Genomic DNA, 19,310 nt, shown 5'->3' with positions numbered 1-19,310 from the left:
AGAAGTCCGGCCGAAGCCAGGACGCCACACGACAGCCAGTGCGGAAGGTAGCGCATCATTCCCCCTTGGATTGCCATTTCCCGTGTCTCCGAGGCACCCCATGGCAGCGGAGGCCCTGCCTACCGTCAAGGCAGGAATCAGTAACCGCGGGGAGAACCTGGATGTTTGGCAGCCAGTGTTGCTTCGCGGGCATGGTGACTGCGGCTAGCGCCGCAGACCTGGGACCATAGCTCCTCCGGCTAAGGTCCGGGGTGCCGTCCGCATGCATGACCGCCGTCAGTTGAGTTGGCACCTTGGTTGGTGCCAGGGATGCCCGGATCTGGCGAGCCGATGCCTCACCCGGTCAAGCATGCGTGGTGGGAGCGCGCATCAAGTGGCGCGGACCACAAGGCTCGCCAAGGTCACCCGTCCATCGGACCTATAGTGGTTGACATGCTCCGTGGCGAGACGTTGGCCGGCCTGATACACCTTCACGTCCGTGATGGACCCGATGGTCTCCAGCTCGGCGATGATGAAATCACGCTCGACATTCGTGTCCGAATCCGTGGCGTGGGTGACCTGGAAGGTGAGATGGGTCAGGGACAAACCCGTATCCCTCGTGCCCGCCCCAATCCAGAGCACCCGTTCGTCCTCGGGTGGACGATCGGTGTTGAGCCAGAAGCCTGCCGCCCCCCCGGCCCACGTGCTCTCGGCCTGCACGATGCTCAAGGACCAGAACCGGATGTGATGGCGCTTGCGGGGACTGTCGCCGATGGCCTTCTGAAACCCGACATCCTGACCGCGTCCGAACAGATAAAGGGTGCTGAACGGAGCCGACGGATAGGGCGAGTCGAACACGAAGGCCCGGATCATGCCCCAGGAGCTGACCAGGCCCAATCGGTCGGCCTCCGACCAGCCAAGCGCCGCAAAGGCCGCGCGAAGCTGCGCGAGGGTTCCCACGAGCGCCACGTTGACCGGATCACCCGGCAGCCCATCGCCGGTCGTCGTGAAGCTGGGCACGCGTTTGCGATGGAGGAGCTTGAGTCCCATGCGGATGACCCATGGGAGAATCACGTAGGCGGCGATGGCATAGGTGAAGCCCACGGCCAGGATCCAGGGCAGCCTTCGGTCGGCGGTATCGAAGACGACGAAAACAATGAGCCAGACGGAGAAGACGCCCAGCCCGAGGATGATCAGGCGTTGCAGGAGGCGGTTCAGCCATCGCATGATCCCAGCTCCGTCACAATTGACGCGGCAGTCGATCAGCAGTCCGTGCAGATGCCCTGCTTGACCTCCTGATCGATGCGCTTGGCCCTTTGATCCATCTGCTGGATCGCCTTGGCGTCATTGGTCGAGAATTCCTTGCTCGGCGCAGGCACGGTAGTGCTGTCGAGCATCCGATCGATCGCTGCACCGGACGGGATCTGGATCTCTCCCGAGGGCGTGAACGGTCGGTTGCTGTCCTGCGACAGAGCGGGAGTTGAGGCGATCAGCGTACCAAGGGTGACGAGGCAAAGGTGACGGCGCATCGAGATGTCTCCCGAATGAGGATGCCAGCCCCGCCCTGACCCTCATGCAGGATATACCTACCGGATGCCGAATCCACCTGGGCAAAACCCTGAAACTGGCGGGGACAGGCCCTGAAAGGTCAGGAGAGGATTCCGCCGTTGGCCTAGGTTGGCGTGCCAACCAAGGCATTCCCAGGTGCCCGGTCAGGGCTTAGATCCGTTCGCCCGATAGCTGGAGACGCTCCCGTTGAGGTGCGTTTCCGGCCCGGCGGGTCAGTGCCGATGCCACAAATCAGGGTTTGCCCCCATCACTTTCAGGATTGGCCCTGATGGCGGGACAGCCGGGTCTCCTCGGGCGATACTGGCGATCAGCCAGGACGTCGCACCATCCGGCAGCGGGTCTGTCCGCTGCAATGGCGTGAGTCGGGCGTCGGCGCCCTCGAGGGGATCACGCCATGAAAGCGATGTCACTTGCCCTTGCCCTGACCTCCGCCAGCGTCCTGACGATCTCGGCCGCCCAGGCCCAGCAGACCACCGGAACCTCCGGTTCGCCGGACGCGACCACCACGATCGACGGCCGGCAATTGCCGCCCCCGCCGCCGCGGTTCGGCGGTACGATCAGGGAATCGGCGAAAGACTCCAAGCCCTGGTGGCCGCCCCGCGTCGTGCCGCCGAAGGGCGCGCCCAACGTGCTCCTCGTCCTCACCGACGACCAGGGCTACGGGGTTTCCGGCACCTTCGGCGGCGTGATCCCCACGCCGGCGCTCGACCGGATCGCCAATGGCGGCTTGCGCTACACCCAATTCAACTCGACGGCCCTGTGCTCGCCGACGCGGGCGGCGCTGATCACCGGGCGCAACCACACTCGGTGGGGTTCGGCATCGTGACGGAGCTGTCGACGGGATACCCCGGCTACAACTCGATCATCGGGCCGGAGAGCGCGACCATCGGCACGATCCGGCGGGACAACGGCTATGCAACCTCGTGGTTCGGCAAGAACCACAACACGCCCGCCTTCCAGTACAGCATAGCCGGTCCCTTCGACCAATGGCCGTCCGGGATGGGGTTCGACTACTTCTATGGCTTCATGGGCGGCGAGTCGGATCAATGGGAGCCGTTCCTCTTCAAGGACCACACCCAGATCTTTCCGTGGGTCGGCAAGCCCGACTACAATCTCACCACCGACATGGCCGACGAGGCGATCAAGTACCTCAACGGCCTGAACGCCGTCGCGCCGGAGATGCCGTTCTTCCTGTACTATGCGCCCGGTGCCGCTCATGACCCGCACCAGCCCAAGGCCGAGTGGATCGACAAGTTCAAGGGCAAGTTCGACATGGGCTGGTATGCGCTGCGCGAGCAAATCTTCGCAAACCAGAAGCGGCTGGGCGTCATTCCCGAGAACGCCCAGCTCACCCCCTGGCCCGATGACCTGCCGAAGTGGGACACGCTGTCGGCGGACGAGAAGAAGCTGTTTGCCCGGCAGGCGGAGGTCTTCGCGGGCTATTCGGCCTACGCCGACTATGAGATTGGTCGTGTGATCCAGGCCATCGATGATCTCGGCAAGCTCGACAACACGCTGGTGATCTACATCTTCGGGGACAACGGGACGAGCCCCGAAGGAACCACGCGCGGGACGCCCAACCAGTACACAGCCTTCAACGGCATCCTCGATGTTCCGGTCGCGGAGCAGCTCAAGTACTACGATCAATGGGGCTCCGCGACGACCTATCCGCATATGGCGGTCCAATGGGCCTGGGCGTTCGACACGCCATTCAAATGGACGAAGGAAATCGCCTCGCACTTCGGCGGCACGCGGCAGGGCATGGCGATCGCCTGGCCGTCCCGCAGCAAGGATGCCGGCGGCATCCGGAGCCAGTTCCATCACGTCATTGACGTCGTGCCAACCATCCTCGAGGCCACCGGCATCGAGGCGCCGCAGATCGTCGACGGCATTGCGCAGAAGCCGATCGAAGGCGTGAGCATGGCCTATACCTGGGACAAGGCGAACGCCAACGCGCCCTCGACCCGCCATACCCAGTATTTCGAGATCACTGCCAATCGGGGCCTCTATCACGACGGCTGGTACGCCGCCACTACGCCGCCGGTGGCGCCGTGGGTCCTGAACACCCCCCGGCCGCCGGTGAACGAATACAAGTGGGAGCTCTACGACCTCACCAAGGACTATTCCCAGGCCAACGACCTCGCGGCGCAGATGCCGGACAAGCTCAAGGAGCTCCAGGCCCTCTTCATCGAGGAGGCGGCCAAGTACCAGGTCCTGCCGCTGGACAACACGCAGTTCCAGCGCGCCATCACGCCCCGGCCGAGCGCCACCGCCGGCAAGACGGACTTCACCTACAGCGGGGTGAACCTCGGCATTCCGCTCAGCGACGCGCCGAGCGTGCTGAACCGGTCGTTCACGATCACGGCCGACGTCGATGTGCCGGACGGCGGCGACGGAATGATCGCGACGCAGGGCGGCCGATGGGGCGGGTTTGGGCTTTACCTGCACAAGGGCAAGCCGGTGTTCAACTACAACGGCCTGATGCTCGCCCGATTCCGTGCGGAGGGATCGCAGCCGCTGTCGGCCGGCAAGCACACGATCGTCTTCGATTTCACCTACGATGGGCCGGGCTTGGCGAAGAGCGGCACCGGCGTGTTGAAGGTCGACGGCAATGATGTTGCGACGGTGAAGATGCCGAAAACGATCCCACTGCTGTGTCCGGTCGATGAGACGTTCGACATCGGAGCCGACCTGCGCACGGGGGTCAACGACGCCGACTATCAGGTGCCGTTCGCCTTCAACGGCAAGATCAACAAGCTCAACCTCAAGCTCGAGCCGGTGCGGTTGGATTGAACGGGGGAATGCAAGGTCCGTGCGATCAGCACGCCGACGCAGGGACGGATTGGGTCGTCAAGTGAGCGCATCAATCCGACCGTCCCTTCAAGCCTAGACGGCCAAGTCCCGACTGATCCGAGTTGGGGTGTGGGCCGGTTGAACCCGTGGAGGCCGCGAGTCATCTCGCCGTTGCCACGACCTGCGCAAGAGGAGCCTGCCTCATGACCCATTTACGTCTTTCGAGGATCGCCACGGCGGCCCTGATGGCGACCGCCCTCACCTCCCTCGGCACGGTCCCTGCCTGGGCGCAGCCCATCGAGGCCGGCCGGGCCCTGTCGGCCACGAGCCTCAAGGAGCACGAGGCCTTTGCCATCGCCAAGGACGCCTATGTCTATGGCTATCCGCTCGTCACCATGGAGATGACCCGGCGCGTCTTCACCAACGTCGACCAGCCTGGCGGATCGCGCGCCCCGATGGGTCAACTGGTCAGCAAGCGCGAATACCCGACCGCCGCCTACCGGGACGTGACGGCCCCGAACGCCGACACTCTCTACACCTCGGGCTTCATCAACATCGGCCAGGAACCCTACGTGCTCTCCCTGCCGGAGATGAACGGGCGCTACTACCTGTTCCCGATGCTCTCCGCCTGGACCAACGTCATCGCCGACCCGGGCACGCGCACCACCGGAACCGGACCTCAGACCTACGCCATCACAGGGCCGGGCTGGAAGGGTGCGCTGCCAGATGGTGTGAAGGAGATCAAATCACCGACCGACATGGTCTGGTTCATCGGCCGCCTCTACTCGACGGGCACGCCGGAAGACTACAAGGCGGTCTGGGCAATCCAGGACCAGATCAAGCTTGTGCCGCTCAGCGCCTACGGCAAGCCCTACACTCCGCCGCCCGGCAAGGTGGACCCGGCCATCGACATGAAGACGGCCGTGCGCACCCAGGTCAACCGCCTGGAGCCCGGCCCCTACTTCAACCTGCTGGCGCAGTTGATGAAGGACAATCCGCCCCCGCCGGAGGATGCCCCGATGCTCGCCCGCATGGCGAAGATCGGCATCGCCCCGGGGCGTAACTTCGACACGCGCCAGCTCGATCCCGAGATCGCCAAGGGCGTCGAGCGTGCCCACCGGGCCGGCTGGGAAGAGATCATGGCGGGCATCCGCACGGTCGGCACCCTAGAAAACGGTTGGGTGGTCGCCACGACGCTCGGGCGCTATGGAACGGACTATCTCAAGCGCGCCACGGTCACCGCCGTCGGGCTGGGCGCGAACCTGCCGCAGGATGCCGTCTACCCGACGACGAGCGTCGACTCGGCGGGCCGGAAGCTGACCGGGTCCGAGAAGTACGTGATCCATTTCGACAAGGGCCGACTGCCGCCGGTCAACGGCTTCTGGTCCCTGACCATGTACGATGCGAACTACTTCTTCGTCGCCAATCCCCTCAACCGCTATACCCTGAGCCAGCGCAACCAGCTCGCCCAGAATCCGGACGGGTCAATCGACCTCTATCTCCAGAGCGAGCCGCCCGGAGCCGGCAAGGAGGCCAACTGGCTGCCGGCTCCGGCCAGCGACATGAACCTGATGCTACGGCTCTACTGGCCCAAGGAGACCTCTCCGTCGATCCTGAACGGCACCTGGGAGCCGCCGAAGGTGGAGCGGGCCAGCGATCGGCAGGCCAGTGCCGCCTTGGAGCAGAGCAGGCTCGTGCCGACCAGCGCCGGCATCCCGGCAGAGACCGGCAGTGCCGGACCAGGCCCTGTCGCGGGCTCCTCGACAGTCGGCGTCGCGATCGTGGACGTGCGGACGCTCTACAGCGGCTACAGCGTCAAGAACCAGATCCTCGGGCGCGAGATCTACAACGACAGGGGTGAGCGCGTCGGCCATGTCACGGATCTGATCGTGGCACCCGACAAGGTGGCAACCTACGCCATCGTCGGAACCGGCGGCTTCCTCGACCTCGGGGAGCACCTGACGGCGGTGCCCGTCAGCCAGTTCACCCTGAAGGACGGCGAGATCATGCTGCCGAACGCGACCAGGCAGTCGCTGGAAGCCATGCCCCGGTTCGTGCGGGCGAGCAACGAGTAGCGATGGCGGGGCGCCATCCCGCAGCGCCCCGATCGCAAACAAGCACATGGAGACGCCGCCATGACACGACTGATTGCTGTTCTTACGTTGACCTTCCTGACGACAGGTGCCCTGGCGCAGGTCGGCCCCTCGACCACGGGCCGGCCGTGCTCGGCCGACCGCGCACTGGTCAATGACCGTGGTGCGGTCGTCTTGAGCACGGGCCAATACACATATGGCCGCTTCGTGCGGGATGCCCGATACTGCCAGGTCGATCAATACCCGCAGCCCGCCTGGGTGCCGAGTGACGACACGGCCCAGTGCTTTGTCGGCTACCGCTGCGCGGACGGGCCGAACGACGACTTCTGAGCACACGGTCGCGGAAGCGATCGCCAACGGCGGGGCTCTGCCGGAACGCCCCGCCCAATCGATCGGAGGAGAGCCGCCATGACAAGCCGCTGCGTGATCCGTTCCTTCCTGCTGTCCGCTGCCGCCAGTGTGCTGCCCCTGTCCGTCGGACCAGCCTTGGCCCAGGGCCCGTCCCCCACATACTCGGCCGACGTCCCCGCCTGGATCACCACGCCGGACAGCGTCGAGACGCGGATCGGCCCCCTCCGGTTCCGCAACGGCGTCCCTGACGAGGACACCGTCAGGCGCGTCTATGATCAGCTCGATTTCTCCCGCGGGGTCGAGGCGTTCCTGACCGGCATGCCGGCAACCTCCGTGCGCGCCCTCTGCAACGGCATCGAGCAAGCCGGGGTCAAGCGGAACCAGGCGTTCGGCATCACCGAAGACCTCATGGATGCCCGCTCCCTCTTCCTGACCCCCAACACGACCACCGTCTACGGCTTCACCTGTCTCGACCTCCGGAATGGCCCGATGGTGCTCCAGGTGCCGACGGGCGTCTTGGGGACGGTTGACGATGCCTATTTCCGCTGGGTGAAGGACATCGGAGTGACCGGGCCTGACGGCGGCCGGGGTGGAGAGTATCTCTACGTTCCGCCCGGCTACACCGGCGATCTGCCATCGGACGGCTATTTCGTTGCCAGGCCGCGCACCAACACCCTGCTCGTGTTCTTCCGGGCGTTCGTGAAGGGCGGCGACATCGCGGCGGCGGTTCAACACGTCAAAGCCGGCGCCAACGTGTTTCCGCTCTATGCGACGTCGGAAAGCGGGGAGCCCCCGAAAGCGCAGTTCATCAACACCTCCGGGGTGAAGTTCAACACGATCAGTGCCAACACATTCCGCTTCTACGAGGAGTTGAACGAGGTCGTGCAGACCGAGCCCGCCGATTTTCTCGATCCCGATCAGGTCGGGCTCTTCGCTGCGATCGGCATCAGGAAAGGACAGCGCTTCGCGCCCGATGCCCGGATGAAGGGCATCCTGACCGATGCAATCGCTGTCGGCAACGCCACGGGGCGATCGTTCCTGTTCGCCTCGCGCGACCAGCAGGCGAAGTTCTATCCGGATCGCCAGTGGGTCACGGCCTTCGTCGGGGGCAGCTATCTGTTCCAGGAGGGGGCCGAGCGTCTGCTCGATGCGAAGTCGATGTTCTTCTACTACGCCACCGGCATCACTCCGGCGATGGCCATGGCGCGGGTTGGGTCGGGCTCCGCCTATGCGGCCACGTTCCGCGACGCGACGGGACGCTATTTCGACGGGGTCAAGACCTACAAGGTCCGGCTGCCGGGGCCGATCCCGGCCAAGGAGTTCTGGTCCTTCGTCGTCTATGACAATCAGACCCGCTCGCTGTTGGAGACTGATCAGAAGCTCGCCGGCGTGGACAGCACGCAGCCCGGTCTCAAGACCGATCCGGACGGCTCCGCGACGGTCTGGTTCGCTCCCAAGGCCCCGGCCGGGCAGGAGAGGAATTGGGTCCAGACCATGCCAGGCAAGGGCTGGAATGTGCTGTTGCGGCTATATGGTCCGCTGGAGCCCTGGTTCGACAAGAGCTGGAAGCCCGGAGATATCGAGCTGGTCGAGTAGCCGAAGCCAACGGATAGGTCACGGCCTTGGGGCGGGCGGCGCATCAGAACCAAGGCTAATCCGAGAAGGGATCGGCCACAGAGACGTGTGGCCGAAGCTTCAGTTCCTGCACAGCCATCGGATCGCTCCGACCCTGAAAGTCAGCACCGGGTCAGAATGTAGCGTTCAACGGACAAAGCGAAGGTCCGCTCACCATGCCATTGCAGAAGCGCAATTCAGAAGGGAAGGGGCTCACTTGCGGTCTCCTAACGATCTCAAGATCCTGCGATCTCAGGATCCTGTCGCGCAAGGACGGCCTATCTCGAAGTGATGTCGTTCTGATCCAAAGACGATGTCGCCGGGGCGAAATTGGCTAGGCATTTCAGTGGGATCGAGTCTCAGAGAGTCTGTCGCCCTCCAAAGGTGGAGCGGGCGATGGGAATCGAACCCACGACATTCAGCTTGGGAAGCTCAGGCAAGCCATTGATCTAGTTGAGCCTCGTTCCTCATCCGCAAGGATGAAAGGAACGTCTCGTGAGAGACAGAGTCGATAAGCCTCAAAAAGAAATCGCCGCTCCGGCTGGACCCCGGAACGGCGAGAAACTGCTTAAGTCGTATCAACGTATTGAACTTTACAACACCGGACGGGCATTCGCAATCACCTTAGCTATGGGGGCGTCCTCCCATGGGTAATGACACCTTCACCCGCGATCGCCTCGACTGGCTCGATCAGGTTCTCGCCGATTTTGACCTGAGTCCCCTCGCCTTCAAGGTCGCCTTTCTCGTCTCGCGATATGTTCATCGGGAGCGCCTTTACGCTTGGCTGAGCCAAGGGAAGCTCGCGAAGGCAGTCGGGGCCTCCCGCCGCGGCGTTCAGAAGGCCCTCTATGAGCTTGAGGAGCGCGGTCATCTCGCGGTCGACGGTCAAAAGGATCGGGGCGAGACGAACCACTATCGATGGATTCTGAAGGACGCGGCAATCCTCGTTGAGGGGGTCGATGTGGCTCCGGAGGAGATTGATCAGGGTGCGAACCACAGTGCGCACCCCCCTGCGCACCGGGATTCGTACCCCTGCGAACCGGAGTGCGCACAAGACTCTTTGAATAACTCTCTGAAGAAACCCTCTGAGACTCAAATGCTCCTTCTGCCTGGATTTGACCCTGAGAAGGAGGAGAGGAAGAAGAGGCTCTCCGAGGAGGAGCTAGCGGAGGCCTTCGAGGCTAGATTCTGGAAACACGCGATCCGGAAGAGATCGAAGCCGGCAGCTTTCAAAGCCTGGAAGCGGATCGTCCAGAGCGGCGAGGCAACAATCGAGGATTTAGAAACCTCCTTCATCCGTCACAACCACGAGGAGCGCGCTCGGATCCGAACCGGCGGCCTCAAGAAATGGACCCCGCACCCGTCGTCCTGGCTGAATAAGACTGGCGGCCTCGACGAGCCAGACGACGAGGAGATCCCAGAGGGCGACTTCCTCGAAGGGATCCCGACCGAAGATCCGAACGTGACGATCATTACCCCGGACATGGTCCCGGCAACTCGGCCGCGGCAGTCCTCGCCGTCGGCGCATCCCTGGCTCGCTTTCGCCGCCAACAAAGGTTGGGCACATGACTAACATCACTAACCTCCCCCCGTCCGTCTCTGGCTCGTCCCTGAAGATCCTGAACGGCTTCCTCGCCGCAGATCGGTTCGTGAAGGATCTCGGCCCCGCTGTCCTCGGAGCGTCGAAGATCCCGACGCTTCCGACGTGGGATAACTATCGCGGCCGCGAGCGGATCGACATTCAGAACCATACGATCGAGGCCTTCGGGAAGTATCTCGCTCGAATCCCTACCCTTTCTGAGATGGCAGAGGCGAAGATCGCCCTCGCCGAGGCGCTCGATTGCCCGTTCGACCGAAACCTCACAAGGCTTTCGGTCAGCGTCATGCTCAGCGCCTATCCGGCTGGCAGGCCGGCGGACCCTGAAGCCTATTTCGAACTCATGCTGATTGATCTCGAGGAGGCAGGAATCCAGCCGGCTGCGATCGTCGCAGCGTGTCAGCATCTCCGCCGGACGTCGAAGTTCCTCCCCTCCATCAGCGAAGTCCTCGAGGCATGCCGGACCAAGCTCGATCAGTATCGAACCCATCTCCGCGCAGCCGAGAAGGCGATCGAGACCCGCGAGAAGGTCGAACGCCTCATCGACCGCACCCGGACTGCGCTCGAGGCTGCGTCCGACTCTCAGGATGAGCAGAGGGTTACGGACAGGGCCAAGCCAGTATGAGTGAGTAAATAATTAGGTACGATGCAGGATTATTCCAACTCTTCGGATCTTCCCGCACGTACTTACAAGCAACAGCCGTGAGCTGTCCAGCCGTAACGTTGTTAGGAGAGCAAATTTGCTTCTTCGGATTATCACTATTCGCTGCGAGAAAACCATCATGGATGCCAACAACATAGCGGTTTGCGGCTACCTGATTTTTATCGCAGTGGTCATTGACGAATTGCTGTCCGGTAACAAAGTATTCATCTGCAAAGCTAGTAGAAATACTAGCGAGAAGAATAATACTCCCTACGATAAACTTCTTCATCACCCTCACCCCCGCGGCTACTTCCATCCTTCCAGTTCTCGTCGATGTGTCCTGATCGCGTCAAGCACCTTGACCCTTAGGGTCTTGGGTCCTCCCCACATCAGACGATACGAGGGCGCTGCGGCCCGGAATTTTGCTAGCGGGACGACTTCGCAATGACTTCGCACCTCAGCCGGAGAGCCTTTGCAAAGGCGCAAGGCATCTCGGAGGCCCGCGTCCGGCAGTTGATCGGCCGCGGGCTTCCCGTCACGCCCGAGGACAAGATCGATCCGATCGCCGCGAAGCGCTGGATCGAGGCGAACCTCGATCATCAGCGGCGGAATGGCTGGAAGCCGGAGGAGAACGAATTGGAGCGCGGAAGCCTTGCCGATATGAAGCGCTCGCATGAGCAAATCAGGGTCCAGCAGGCTCAACTCGATCTCGACAGGGCAAGAGGCCTCCTCATTCCCCGCGCCGACGTGAAGCGCTTCCTTGAGGCTCGCGGCCGGCTCAATCGGGACGCTCATCTCGCCCTTGTTTCCCGTCTGTCGGCGACGCTCGCCGGCGAATTCGAGATCGATCCGGCGCAGCTTCATGCTCGCCTCGAAGCGGAGATGAGGGAATTCCTCCGCAACCTGGCGGAGACGCCGGTCCCCGAAGAGGAGGGAATCCATGAGTCTCGCGTGGCTTGATGAGGTCTATCGCGCCGCGCTCACCCCGGAGCCGCCCTTCACCGTCTCGGAATGGGCTGACGCTCATCGGATGCTACCGGCTACGGCCGCAGAGCCGGGGCGCTGGCGGACGGATCGGAATCCTCCCCTCCGCGGCATAATGGACGCGCTATCCACAGGGACCGCAATCGAGCGCGTCGTCTTCATGAAGTCGGCGCAAATCGGAGGGACCGAAGCCGGCTTGAACTGGCTCGGTTACGTCATCGCTCATGCTCCCGGCGTCATGCTCGCCGTGATGCCCTCGCTCGATATGGTCAAGCGGAATACTCGCGTCCGGATCGATCCTATGATCGAGGCGACGCCCGTCCTCTCGGAGCGGATCTCGGCTGCTCGTTCACGCGACTCTGCCAACAACACTTTTACGAAGGCTTTCCCCGGCGGCCTCATCATCATGACGGGAGCGAATTCCGCCTCCGCCCTCCGATCGACACCGGCCCGATACCTCTTCCTCGACGAGATCGACGCTTATCCGCATGACGTCGACGGCGAAGGCGATCCCGTCGCGCTGGCGATCGAGAGAGCGGCGACGTTCCGCGGCCGCCGGAAGGTCTTTCTCTGCTCAACTCCGACCCATGCCGGCGCGAGCCGGATCGAGAGAGCCTTCGAAGAGGGCGATCAGCGTCGGTTCTTCGTCCCCTGTCCGCATTGCGGCGGGTTTCAGGCTCTCTCATGGGCCGCCGTGAAATGGCCGGAGAACGAGCCAGGGAAGGCTTTCGTCGAGTGTCAGCACTGCGCCGAACGCATCGAAGAGCGCCATAAAGCGGCAATTCTGCGCCGCGGGGACTGGCGAGCGACAGCTCCAGGCGACGGCCGGACGGCCTCGTTCCATCTGTCGGCGCTTTACTCGCCCTTTGTCACATGGGGCGAGATCGCGGCCGAGTTCCTCACTGTCCGGAAGGATCCGGCTCGTCTGCAAACGTGGGTGAACCTGAAGCTCGGCGAGCCTTTCGAGGACCGCGAGACGGCGCCTCTCGCTCCGGACACCCTTCAGGCTCGCGCCGAGGATTGGGGCGATCTCCTCCCGGCCGGCGTCCTCGTCATCACGGCCGGAGTGGACGTCCAGGACGATCGCCTCGAGCTTGAAGTCGTCGGATGGGGCAAGGGGGAGGAGTCGTGGTCCATCGATTACGTCGTGATCGCCGGCGACACGACGCGGCCGGAGCCTTGGGACGCGCTTGATAAGCACCTGGCGCGCCGCTTCCGACATTCGAAAGCCGTCCCTGATCTCCCGATCGCAGCCGTCGCCATCGACTCCGGCGGCCATCGGACCGATCAGGTCATGAGATACAGCGCCGCGAGGCTCAATCGTCGGGTATGGGCGATTAAGGGACGAGGCGGCCCCGGTGTTCCCGCGTGGCCGAAACGGCCGCCAAAGCCCCTGCGAGCCTCACTGGCGCCCGTTCATATCGTCGGTGTCGACGGTATCAAACACACACTTCTCGTCCGTCTCCGCCTAGAGGACGTGGCTGGGACCGGAGTCTGTCACCTGCCATCCGATCGGGATTACTGGTGGTTCGCCGGTCTCGTCTCGGAGCGGCCGATCCGGAAGTTCACGCGAGGAGTTGCGCGGATCGAGTGGATTGCCGATCGAGGTGTCAGAAATGAGCCGCTCGATTGCCGCGTCTATGCGACGGCAGCACTTCACGGCGCTTATGCAGCGGGATTCATGCTCAATGAAGAGGCGAAACGGATCGAAAGTGCCAGCTACCGTTCGGCGGACGAGCCTAGTCCTGAACCGCAGCTTCGGCGCGTCATTCGCTCGATGTGGGTGGATCGGCCGAAGTGGCTAGATCGCTAATGCTCAGTAATTTTGGAGGAGCTTTAGCGGCAGCAACGAATGCTTTCTTCTCAGCGGCAACTGCTTTTACTGCTGCGAAGCGCTGAGCTCTTTGATGCTGAGCGACATACCACTCGGAGAATAGCGCCTCGATCAGTTCAATAAGCAACTGGGCTTCGCCTAGATCAACCTCGACAATGATGTCGATGTCTTTTTCCATATGTGCGCCGATGTTCCCGATCTCTCTAACATTGTCGATGGCATCAATGCTCTCAGCAGAAACGCCGGGAGGTGCATTTCCACTCTCAAGACGTGTCCGGAGTTCCTTGATCTCGTCGATTAAGCGAGGTTTCGCAATTTTGCAGAAATCCCGGATCATGCCTTGTAGGCAACGCCGCGCAAGTGTTGCACTTGCCTTCGGACTGAGATCCCGAATGAGGCAGGCCTCCTCGTAGTCCTCACGGAGAGCCTTAGGGATGTAGTCGGGCTGCGGCCGTGCCAATGACTGCGGAAGCATGCGCATCCCAGCTTTCGCGAGCGTTGTACCGTCTTCGATGATCGCAAAGTCAGTATATACAGTGAATTTTTCGCAGTTTTGATTGAGACAGCGCACTGCAAATGTTTCAGTGCTAATATACGAAGAACCTTCCACTTGTGCGTTGTTCTTAAGTGTTTCGGAATTCTGACGCGATGCAACTTGAGGGCGATCGCAGTAGGGACAAGTCCAGTTCATATTACTTGAATACCTTAGGTATTTAGAGGAATTTACTGCTCTCGTAGGGATGCTCTGCTGACTGTTCCTGCGGATTTCAGCTTTCGAAGGCGCACACCAGGCCCCTCGCCATTTTCGTCGATGAAGATCACCCCGGCACCCTCAAGTGTCCGTTGGATAGCGGCGAGAGTCGCAGGGATTGCTTTCCCTCCTGCTTCAATACGCGTCACGGTAGACGGATTTACGTTCGCCTCGCGAGCTAAGTCCCTCACGCCCCAATTGAGCGCCGCGCGGGCCATTCTGCACTGAACAGGTGTGATCATGCGCACACCGTATGCTTATCAGAACAGATTGACAATGCGAGCGAGTCCATACAGTGTGCGCTCGTTAGTACTATGTGCGGACAAAATGTCCGCTTTCCACAGGGGCAACACTTATGAGTGCAGCAGATCACATTCGATTCCTCCGCCGTTCGACCGTCGGCATCGTCCGCCCCGATCCCTCCGTTCCTCCTCATCGCTTCCTGATCGAGGCAGACGGGAAGATCGTTCACCGTGGTCGGCTGGTCGAGAGGGCGCTCCCCCGTATGGCCGGACAAATTGTCCGGATCTCGCCCTCTCACTTTGAGCATCGCGTTGGCCGCTGACTAGACCATAGGGGCTCAGATTGAGCGCAGGGCTTCGGCGAGGTCTGCGCTCTAAAATAGTTTTCTCAAAACTAATGTTGACTCCGTGGATTTTCCGGGTTGCTTTGGCCGTCGTTCAAGAGGTGGAAGCGCAAAATGAGACCTTCGGAGTTCACTGCTCGCCCTCGCGAGGCTGCACAAATCGCCGGATGGAAAGGCGCCGCAGGTCTTCAGACGCAGTTGAAGCAAGGATTGCTTCAAGGTGTGGGCCTCCCTGACGATCCAAGCGCGGAGATCCCCGCTAATCATGCGAAGCGTTGGACGTGGTCGAACTTCACCTTCACCGACATTTGCGGTTTCCGACTCGCCAAGGTCCTCATGGACGCCGGAGTCGATGCTGAGACCGCGCGCGAGATCGTCAGCGCACAACAGGTTTGGGAGTATCAGTATCAGGCGCAGCAGATCGACGAGGGCACAATTGAGCCTTGTGGAGACGCCGGCGCCGATCATTTCGTTGTTGTCGCAGCCCACAAGGAATCAGTTTGGGCGGGAGAGCGCTACGCGGTCCTCTCGACAGGTCGCTTGATTGAGGAGTTCTCCATCAGGAAGCGCGGCCCCTTCGCGTCACTCGCTCTTACTGTGATCTCACTCAGCGATGTCCGACGCGACGTCATCCGGCGCATCGAAACCTTGAAGACCGAAACTGCCGAGGACTGAGGCGAAGATGCTGAAAAGCCTCGCATCTCTCTTCCAGGGACTCAGGCCTGATCGACGGCGCATGTATGAAGGCGCAGCCGGCGGCCGCCGCTGGTCCGCTGGCGTCGATATGCCGTCGACGAACGCCGCGATCCTCGCCTCGAGAGGACCGCTCTCCCGTCGCGCTCGGTACTTCGAAGGGAACAATCCTCTCGCCGCGTCCGGCGTCGGCGTATGGGAGTCGGCCCTCGTCGGGGCTGGCATCACGCCAATGTCGGCGCACCCTGATTCGTCTGTCCGCGAGACCCTGCAACGCCATTGGGAAACGTGGACCGATTACGCCGACGCGGACGAAATGTCCGATTTCTACGGCATTCAACGAGTCATGGCTCGCCGGATGGTCATCGACGGAGAGGCCTTCGCGGTCCTCGTCACGACTCCTGAAGGCTTCCGGATCCGCCTCATCGACGCCGAACAGGTCGACACCGCCCTTCATCGGGAACTCCCCGGAGGAGGTCGGATCGTTGCGGGCGTTGAGTTCAACGCGGCTGGTCGCCGTGTTGCGTATCATATCCTTCGCGAGCGCTCGGGCCTTCCGCTGGCGACATCTCTTGATACGGTTCGACTCGACGCCCGCGACGTGATCCATCTCTTCAAGCCGGTAACGCCGGGGCAGGTCCGCGGCCTCTCTTGGTTCGTTTCGATCCTCCTCCGGCTCTCGGAGCATGATCAGTCGATCGACGCTCAACTCGTCCGGCAGAAGATCGCCGCGCTCCTCACAGGTTTCATTCGGGATCCGAACGGCACCGCCGGCGGCTTCTCAGGGACTACGGCACCGACGGACGCTCTCGACGTCTCCCTCGAGCCTGGGACGCTGAAGGTCCTTGGTCCGGGGCAGGATATCACCTTCAGCGATCCGGCGAAGGTCGGCTCCGAAGTGATCGACTTCCTCAAGGTCTCGGCGCGGGAGATCGCGGCCGGCCTCGGCGTCCCTTATGAGGCCATCACAGGCGATCTCTCGGACGTCAATTATTCCAGCATCCGCGCGGGTCTCGTCGAGTTTCGGCGCCGCGTCGAGGCTATCCAGCATCAGGTGATCGTCTTCCAGGCATGCCGGCCCATCTGGCGCCGCTTCGTGATGACGGAGATCCTCGCCGGCCGCGTCCAGGCACCGGACTTCTTCCGCAATCCGGAGCCGTACCTCCTCGCGCGTTGGATGCCTCCCAAGACTGATTGGGTCGATCCGAAGAACGACGTCGAGGCAGAACTCGCCGCGATCGCCGGCGGCCTCGTATCGCGCCGGAAGGCCGTCGCCGCTCGCGGGTACGACGTCGAGGAGATCGATCGCGAGATCGCAGACGATCAGCGCCGCGAGGGAGAACTCGGCCTCGACTTCACTCAAAAGCCTTCAGGAGTCGCCGCATGAACGCGCACACCCCTTCCGATATCGTCACGCGCCGCGCTCCGCTCTCCTCATGGAACCCTGAGACAGGGACCGTGAGCGCAGTTATCGCGGCCGGCGCAGGCGTCCAGCGTTGGGACGAACGCGGCCGTTACATGGAATTCCTCTCGCCGACGCCGGATCCTGTCGATCAAGTTCCTCTGCTCGACGGTCACGCCCGCTTCAGCATCGAGGATATGATCGGCACCGTCGATCAGGTCAGCGCCGTCGGAGGCGAGACTCGCGCTCGGCTGACGCTCTCCCGCAGCAATAGGAAGGCTCTTCTCGCTCGAGACGAACTCACCAACGGTGCCCGATATGGCGTGTCCGTCGGGTACCGCGTCCTCGAGTGGAAGGAAACGACGGACCCCAAAACCGCCGTTCGCAGCAAGACCGCCACGCGCTGGCAACTCGTCGAAGTCTCTCTCGTACCCATCCCGGCCGATCCTGGCGCCGGAACAAGGAGTGAAAGTATGTCCGGAATTACCCCTCCGGCCGCGGAGCCGGTCGTTACGACTCCTCCCGCTGCCGTCCAGCAGACCGCTACCCGCGCGGCCGTGAATACGGAGATCCGCTCGATCGCCCGCGTCTCGAACCTCGATCAGGCTTGGATTGATCAGCAGATCGACGCCGAGGCGACGGCCGATCAGGCTCGCGCGGCCGCCTTCGAGGCTATGCAGAGCCGGACGGCTCCCGTCTCCGGCATCCGGAGCACCGTCGTTCCTGGCGGCCACGACTCGACCGATCCGGAGTTCCGCGCTCGCACCATCGGCGAGGCGCTCTTCGCCGGCCTCAATCCCTCGCATCAGCCTTCCGAGGCCGCGAGAGCCTACATGGGTCTGTCGCCGACCGACGTCGCTCGCGATTGCCTCCGCGTCCGCGGCATCTCGACGACAGGCCTCTCGAAGGCGGCAATCGTCGAGCGCTCGCTCAATACGACGTCCGACTTCCCGATGATCATGGGCGACACGATGGGCCGCGTCCTTCGTCAGAGCTACGAAGCGGCGCCGTCGGGCATCCTTCAGGTCGCTCGTCAGACGACGGCCCCGGACTTCCGGAAGAGGCAAAGCCTTATGCTGTCGGGCTTTTCTGATCTCGAGAAGGTCAACGAACACGGCGAGTTCAAGCATGGGAACTTCGTCGAGTCCGGCGAGAGCTACAAGATCGACACCTTCGGGAAGATCTTCGGCATCACCCGTCAGGCGATCGTGAACGACAACCTCGGCGCCTTCGCCGATGCTACCCGCCGGATGGGACAGTCGGTCGCTCGGTTCCGGTCGGATGCCATTGTGAAGGTCGTCCTCTCGAACCCGAAGATGAGCGACGGGAAAACGCTCTTCCACGCCGATCACGGCAATCTGGCTGCATCCGGAGGGGAAGCCCTTCAGACGGCGCTCTCTGACGCCCGCAAGGCAATGCGGACGCAGAAGGGACTCAAGGGCGAGTTCATCTCCGTAACGCCGAAGTTCCTGATCGTCGGTCCCGAACTTGAGACCGTCGCGGAGAAGGTCGTCGCGTCGATCACCCCGGCGACGATCGAGGACGTGAACGCCTTCTCGAACTTGCTCCTGATCGTCGAGCCGCGGATCGAAGACGACTCTTGGTTCCTCGTCGCTGATCCGGCGGAGATCGACGGCCTCGAATACGCCTACCTCGAGGGCGAGCCGGGACCGCAGATCACGACGCAGGCAGGCTTCGAGATCGACGGCGTGAAGTTCCGGATCCGTATGGATTTCGGCGCCGGCTTCGTCGACTGGCGCTCTTGGTACAAGTCGCCGAAGAGCGCTTAAGGAGCCGCCCCCATGGACCTTGCGACCCTTCAGTCCCTGCATTCGGCGCTCCTCACCGCGCGGTACTCCGGCGAGCGTCGAGTTCGCTACCGCTCTAACGAGGTCGAACGCGAGATCGAGTACCGCAGCGACGCCGATATGGCGGCCGCGATTGCCGATCTCGAGCGCCGGCTCGCAGGACTGACAGGGCCGCGGGTCACTACCGTTCGCATCTCATCTTCGAAAGGTTTCATCCTATGAGAAACTACATCCAGCAGGGGAACGTCCTCACCGTTCCCGCTCCCGCCGGTGGCGCTCTCTCCGGAGACGGCGTCCTGATCAATGCTCTCTTCGGCGTCGCCGCCTATACGGCCGCTGAAGGCGAGGAACTCGAGATCGAACTCGTCGGCGTCTTCGAGCTTCCGAAGGCCGCAGGCGTCGCGCTCGACATCGGCGCCAAGGCCTATTGGGACAGCACCGCGAAGAACGTCGTCTCGACGGCATCCGGTAACAAATTGATCGGCGTCGCCGCAGCCGCGGGCGCCGGCCCAGACACAACCATTCGCGTCCGTCTCGACGGCACCAGCATCTAGTTCTCGGGGCATCGAGAGAGGGCGTCGCGGCCCGTCCGATAACGGAAAGCTCTTCTCCC

General features: G+C 62.6%; 17 protein-coding genes and 1 pseudogene. 13 read left to right on the top strand and 5 right to left on the bottom strand.

The window, feature by feature from the left end:
• Positions 1–369: 369 nt before the first annotated feature.
• Together KBI52_RS18165 and KBI52_RS18160 are read right to left on the bottom strand one after the other, a co-directional pair.
• Positions 370–1,206: an LssY C-terminal domain-containing protein gene (locus KBI52_RS18165; protein WP_173947519.1), complete on the bottom strand. Its 837-nt coding sequence runs from the start codon at positions 1,204–1,206 to the stop codon at positions 370–372.
• 35 nt (positions 1,207–1,241) lie between these two features.
• Positions 1,242–1,508, bottom strand: a complete 267-nt coding sequence (locus KBI52_RS18160; RefSeq protein WP_173947520.1) for a hypothetical protein — start codon at positions 1,506–1,508, stop codon at positions 1,242–1,244.
• A 443-nt stretch (positions 1,509–1,951) separates the two neighbouring features.
• Here KBI52_RS18160 and KBI52_RS18155 point away from each other — a divergent pair.
• The 6 genes and pseudogenes from KBI52_RS18155 (at position 1,952) to KBI52_RS18130 (ending at position 10,621) form a co-directional block, all read left to right on the top strand.
• Positions 1,952–4,341 (top strand): annotated as a pseudogene (locus tag KBI52_RS18155) (arylsulfatase).
• 203 nt (positions 4,342–4,544) lie between these two features.
• Entirely contained in the window at positions 4,545–6,416 is a 1,872-nt protein-coding gene (locus KBI52_RS18150; protein ID WP_173947521.1) for a DUF1254 domain-containing protein, read from the top strand.
• Positions 6,417–6,476: 60 nt separating this feature from the next.
• On the top strand, positions 6,477–6,764 hold the full coding sequence (locus KBI52_RS18145; protein WP_173947522.1) for a hypothetical protein: 288 nt from the start codon (positions 6,477–6,479) through the stop codon (positions 6,762–6,764).
• Positions 6,765–6,842: 78 nt separating this feature from the next.
• Complete coding sequence (locus tag KBI52_RS18140; protein WP_210809412.1) at positions 6,843–8,381, top strand: DUF1254 domain-containing protein; 1,539 nt, start codon at positions 6,843–6,845, stop codon at positions 8,379–8,381.
• A gap of 664 nt (positions 8,382–9,045) precedes the next feature.
• Positions 9,046–9,972, top strand: a complete 927-nt coding sequence (locus tag KBI52_RS18135; RefSeq protein ID WP_210809401.1) for a helix-turn-helix domain-containing protein — start codon at positions 9,046–9,048, stop codon at positions 9,970–9,972.
• On the top strand, positions 9,965–10,621 hold the full coding sequence (locus KBI52_RS18130; protein ID WP_210809391.1) for a hypothetical protein: 657 nt from the start codon (positions 9,965–9,967) through the stop codon (positions 10,619–10,621). The genes KBI52_RS18135 and KBI52_RS18130 overlap by 8 nt, the downstream gene beginning before the upstream one ends.
• Here KBI52_RS18130 and KBI52_RS18125 read toward each other — a convergent pair.
• The gene (locus tag KBI52_RS18125; RefSeq protein ID WP_210809381.1) at positions 10,596–10,928 is read right to left on the bottom strand and encodes a Rap1a/Tai family immunity protein; all 333 of its coding nucleotides are present in this window, start codon (positions 10,926–10,928) and stop codon (positions 10,596–10,598) included. The two genes, KBI52_RS18130 and KBI52_RS18125, sit on opposite strands and share 26 nt — an antisense overlap.
• A gap of 155 nt (positions 10,929–11,083) precedes the next feature.
• Between KBI52_RS18125 and KBI52_RS18120 the strand changes: the two genes are divergently transcribed.
• Positions 11,084–11,599, top strand: a complete 516-nt coding sequence (locus tag KBI52_RS18120) for a hypothetical protein (protein WP_210809370.1) — start codon at positions 11,084–11,086, stop codon at positions 11,597–11,599.
• Positions 11,580–13,436, top strand: a complete 1,857-nt coding sequence (locus KBI52_RS18115) for a phage terminase large subunit family protein (protein ID WP_210809177.1) — start codon at positions 11,580–11,582, stop codon at positions 13,434–13,436. Before KBI52_RS18120 ends, KBI52_RS18115 begins: the two co-directional genes overlap by 20 nt.
• Here the strand turns inward: KBI52_RS18115 and KBI52_RS18110 are convergent.
• Complete coding sequence (locus KBI52_RS18110; protein ID WP_262266091.1) at positions 13,390–14,067, bottom strand: DUF4145 domain-containing protein; 678 nt, start codon at positions 14,065–14,067, stop codon at positions 13,390–13,392. The two genes, KBI52_RS18115 and KBI52_RS18110, sit on opposite strands and share 47 nt — an antisense overlap.
• Before the next feature lie 113 nt (positions 14,068–14,180).
• Positions 14,181–14,426 (bottom strand): helix-turn-helix transcriptional regulator, encoded by a 246-nt coding sequence (locus KBI52_RS33030; protein ID WP_247654480.1) that lies wholly within the window; start codon positions 14,424–14,426, stop codon positions 14,181–14,183.
• Positions 14,427–14,908: 482 nt separating this feature from the next.
• Between KBI52_RS33030 and KBI52_RS18105 the strand changes: the two genes are divergently transcribed.
• From KBI52_RS18105 to KBI52_RS18085, 5 genes are read left to right on the top strand one after another with little or no spacing between them, the layout of a single operon-like run.
• Positions 14,909–15,469, top strand: a complete 561-nt coding sequence (locus tag KBI52_RS18105; RefSeq protein WP_210809173.1) for a hypothetical protein — start codon at positions 14,909–14,911, stop codon at positions 15,467–15,469.
• Between the two features lie 7 nt (positions 15,470–15,476).
• Positions 15,477–16,874, top strand: coding sequence for a phage portal protein (locus tag KBI52_RS18100; protein ID WP_210809171.1), 1,398 nt, complete (start codon positions 15,477–15,479; stop codon positions 16,872–16,874).
• On the top strand, positions 16,871–18,679 hold the full coding sequence (locus KBI52_RS18095) for a prohead protease/major capsid protein fusion protein (protein WP_210809169.1): 1,809 nt from the start codon (positions 16,871–16,873) through the stop codon (positions 18,677–18,679). The genes KBI52_RS18100 and KBI52_RS18095 overlap by 4 nt, the downstream gene beginning before the upstream one ends.
• A 12-nt stretch (positions 18,680–18,691) precedes the next feature.
• Positions 18,692–18,919: a phage head-tail joining protein gene (locus KBI52_RS18090; RefSeq protein WP_210809435.1), complete on the top strand. Its 228-nt coding sequence runs from the start codon at positions 18,692–18,694 to the stop codon at positions 18,917–18,919.
• Complete coding sequence (locus KBI52_RS18085) at positions 18,916–19,251, top strand: DUF2190 family protein (protein WP_210809166.1); 336 nt, start codon at positions 18,916–18,918, stop codon at positions 19,249–19,251. The genes KBI52_RS18090 and KBI52_RS18085 overlap by 4 nt, the downstream gene beginning before the upstream one ends.
• The last annotated feature ends 59 nt before the right edge of the window (positions 19,252–19,310 follow it).

Origin of the sequence: Microvirga sp. HBU67558 (assembly GCF_018069605.1) — a bacterium.
In the GTDB taxonomy this organism is placed as follows: domain Bacteria; phylum Pseudomonadota; class Alphaproteobacteria; order Rhizobiales; family Beijerinckiaceae; genus Microvirga; species Microvirga terrae.
Note: the sequence above shows the minus strand (reverse complement) of the source record. Positions and strands in the feature narration are given on the sequence as shown.

Excerpts from the sequence above, each read along its gene's own strand:
- KBI52_RS18150 (WP_173947521.1), top strand. The coding sequence starts at position 4,545 with ATGACCCATTTACGTCTTTCGAGGATCGCCACGGCGGCCCTGATGGCG.
- KBI52_RS18105 (WP_210809173.1), top strand. The coding sequence starts at position 14,909 with ATGAGACCTTCGGAGTTCACTGCTCGCCCTCGCGAGGCTGCACAAATC.
- KBI52_RS18135 (WP_210809401.1), top strand. The coding sequence starts at position 9,046 with ATGGGTAATGACACCTTCACCCGCGATCGCCTCGACTGGCTCGATCAG.
- KBI52_RS18130 (WP_210809391.1), top strand. The coding sequence starts at position 9,965 with ATGACTAACATCACTAACCTCCCCCCGTCCGTCTCTGGCTCGTCCCTG.
- KBI52_RS18115 (WP_210809177.1), top strand. The coding sequence starts at position 11,580 with ATGAGTCTCGCGTGGCTTGATGAGGTCTATCGCGCCGCGCTCACCCCG.
- KBI52_RS18145 (WP_173947522.1), top strand. The coding sequence starts at position 6,477 with ATGACACGACTGATTGCTGTTCTTACGTTGACCTTCCTGACGACAGGT.
- KBI52_RS18160 (WP_173947520.1), bottom strand. The coding sequence starts at position 1,508 with ATGCGCCGTCACCTTTGCCTCGTCACCCTTGGTACGCTGATCGCCTCA.
- KBI52_RS18140 (WP_210809412.1), top strand. The coding sequence starts at position 6,843 with ATGACAAGCCGCTGCGTGATCCGTTCCTTCCTGCTGTCCGCTGCCGCC.
- KBI52_RS33030 (WP_247654480.1), bottom strand. The coding sequence starts at position 14,426 with ATGGCCCGCGCGGCGCTCAATTGGGGCGTGAGGGACTTAGCTCGCGAG.
- KBI52_RS18085 (WP_210809166.1), top strand. The coding sequence starts at position 18,916 with ATGAGAAACTACATCCAGCAGGGGAACGTCCTCACCGTTCCCGCTCCC.
- KBI52_RS18165 (WP_173947519.1), bottom strand. The coding sequence starts at position 1,206 with ATGCGATGGCTGAACCGCCTCCTGCAACGCCTGATCATCCTCGGGCTG.
- KBI52_RS18090 (WP_210809435.1), top strand. The coding sequence starts at position 18,692 with ATGGACCTTGCGACCCTTCAGTCCCTGCATTCGGCGCTCCTCACCGCG.
- KBI52_RS18095 (WP_210809169.1), top strand. The coding sequence starts at position 16,871 with ATGAACGCGCACACCCCTTCCGATATCGTCACGCGCCGCGCTCCGCTC.
- KBI52_RS18120 (WP_210809370.1), top strand. The coding sequence starts at position 11,084 with ATGACTTCGCACCTCAGCCGGAGAGCCTTTGCAAAGGCGCAAGGCATC.
- KBI52_RS18100 (WP_210809171.1), top strand. The coding sequence starts at position 15,477 with ATGCTGAAAAGCCTCGCATCTCTCTTCCAGGGACTCAGGCCTGATCGA.
- KBI52_RS18125 (WP_210809381.1), bottom strand. The coding sequence starts at position 10,928 with ATGAAGAAGTTTATCGTAGGGAGTATTATTCTTCTCGCTAGTATTTCT.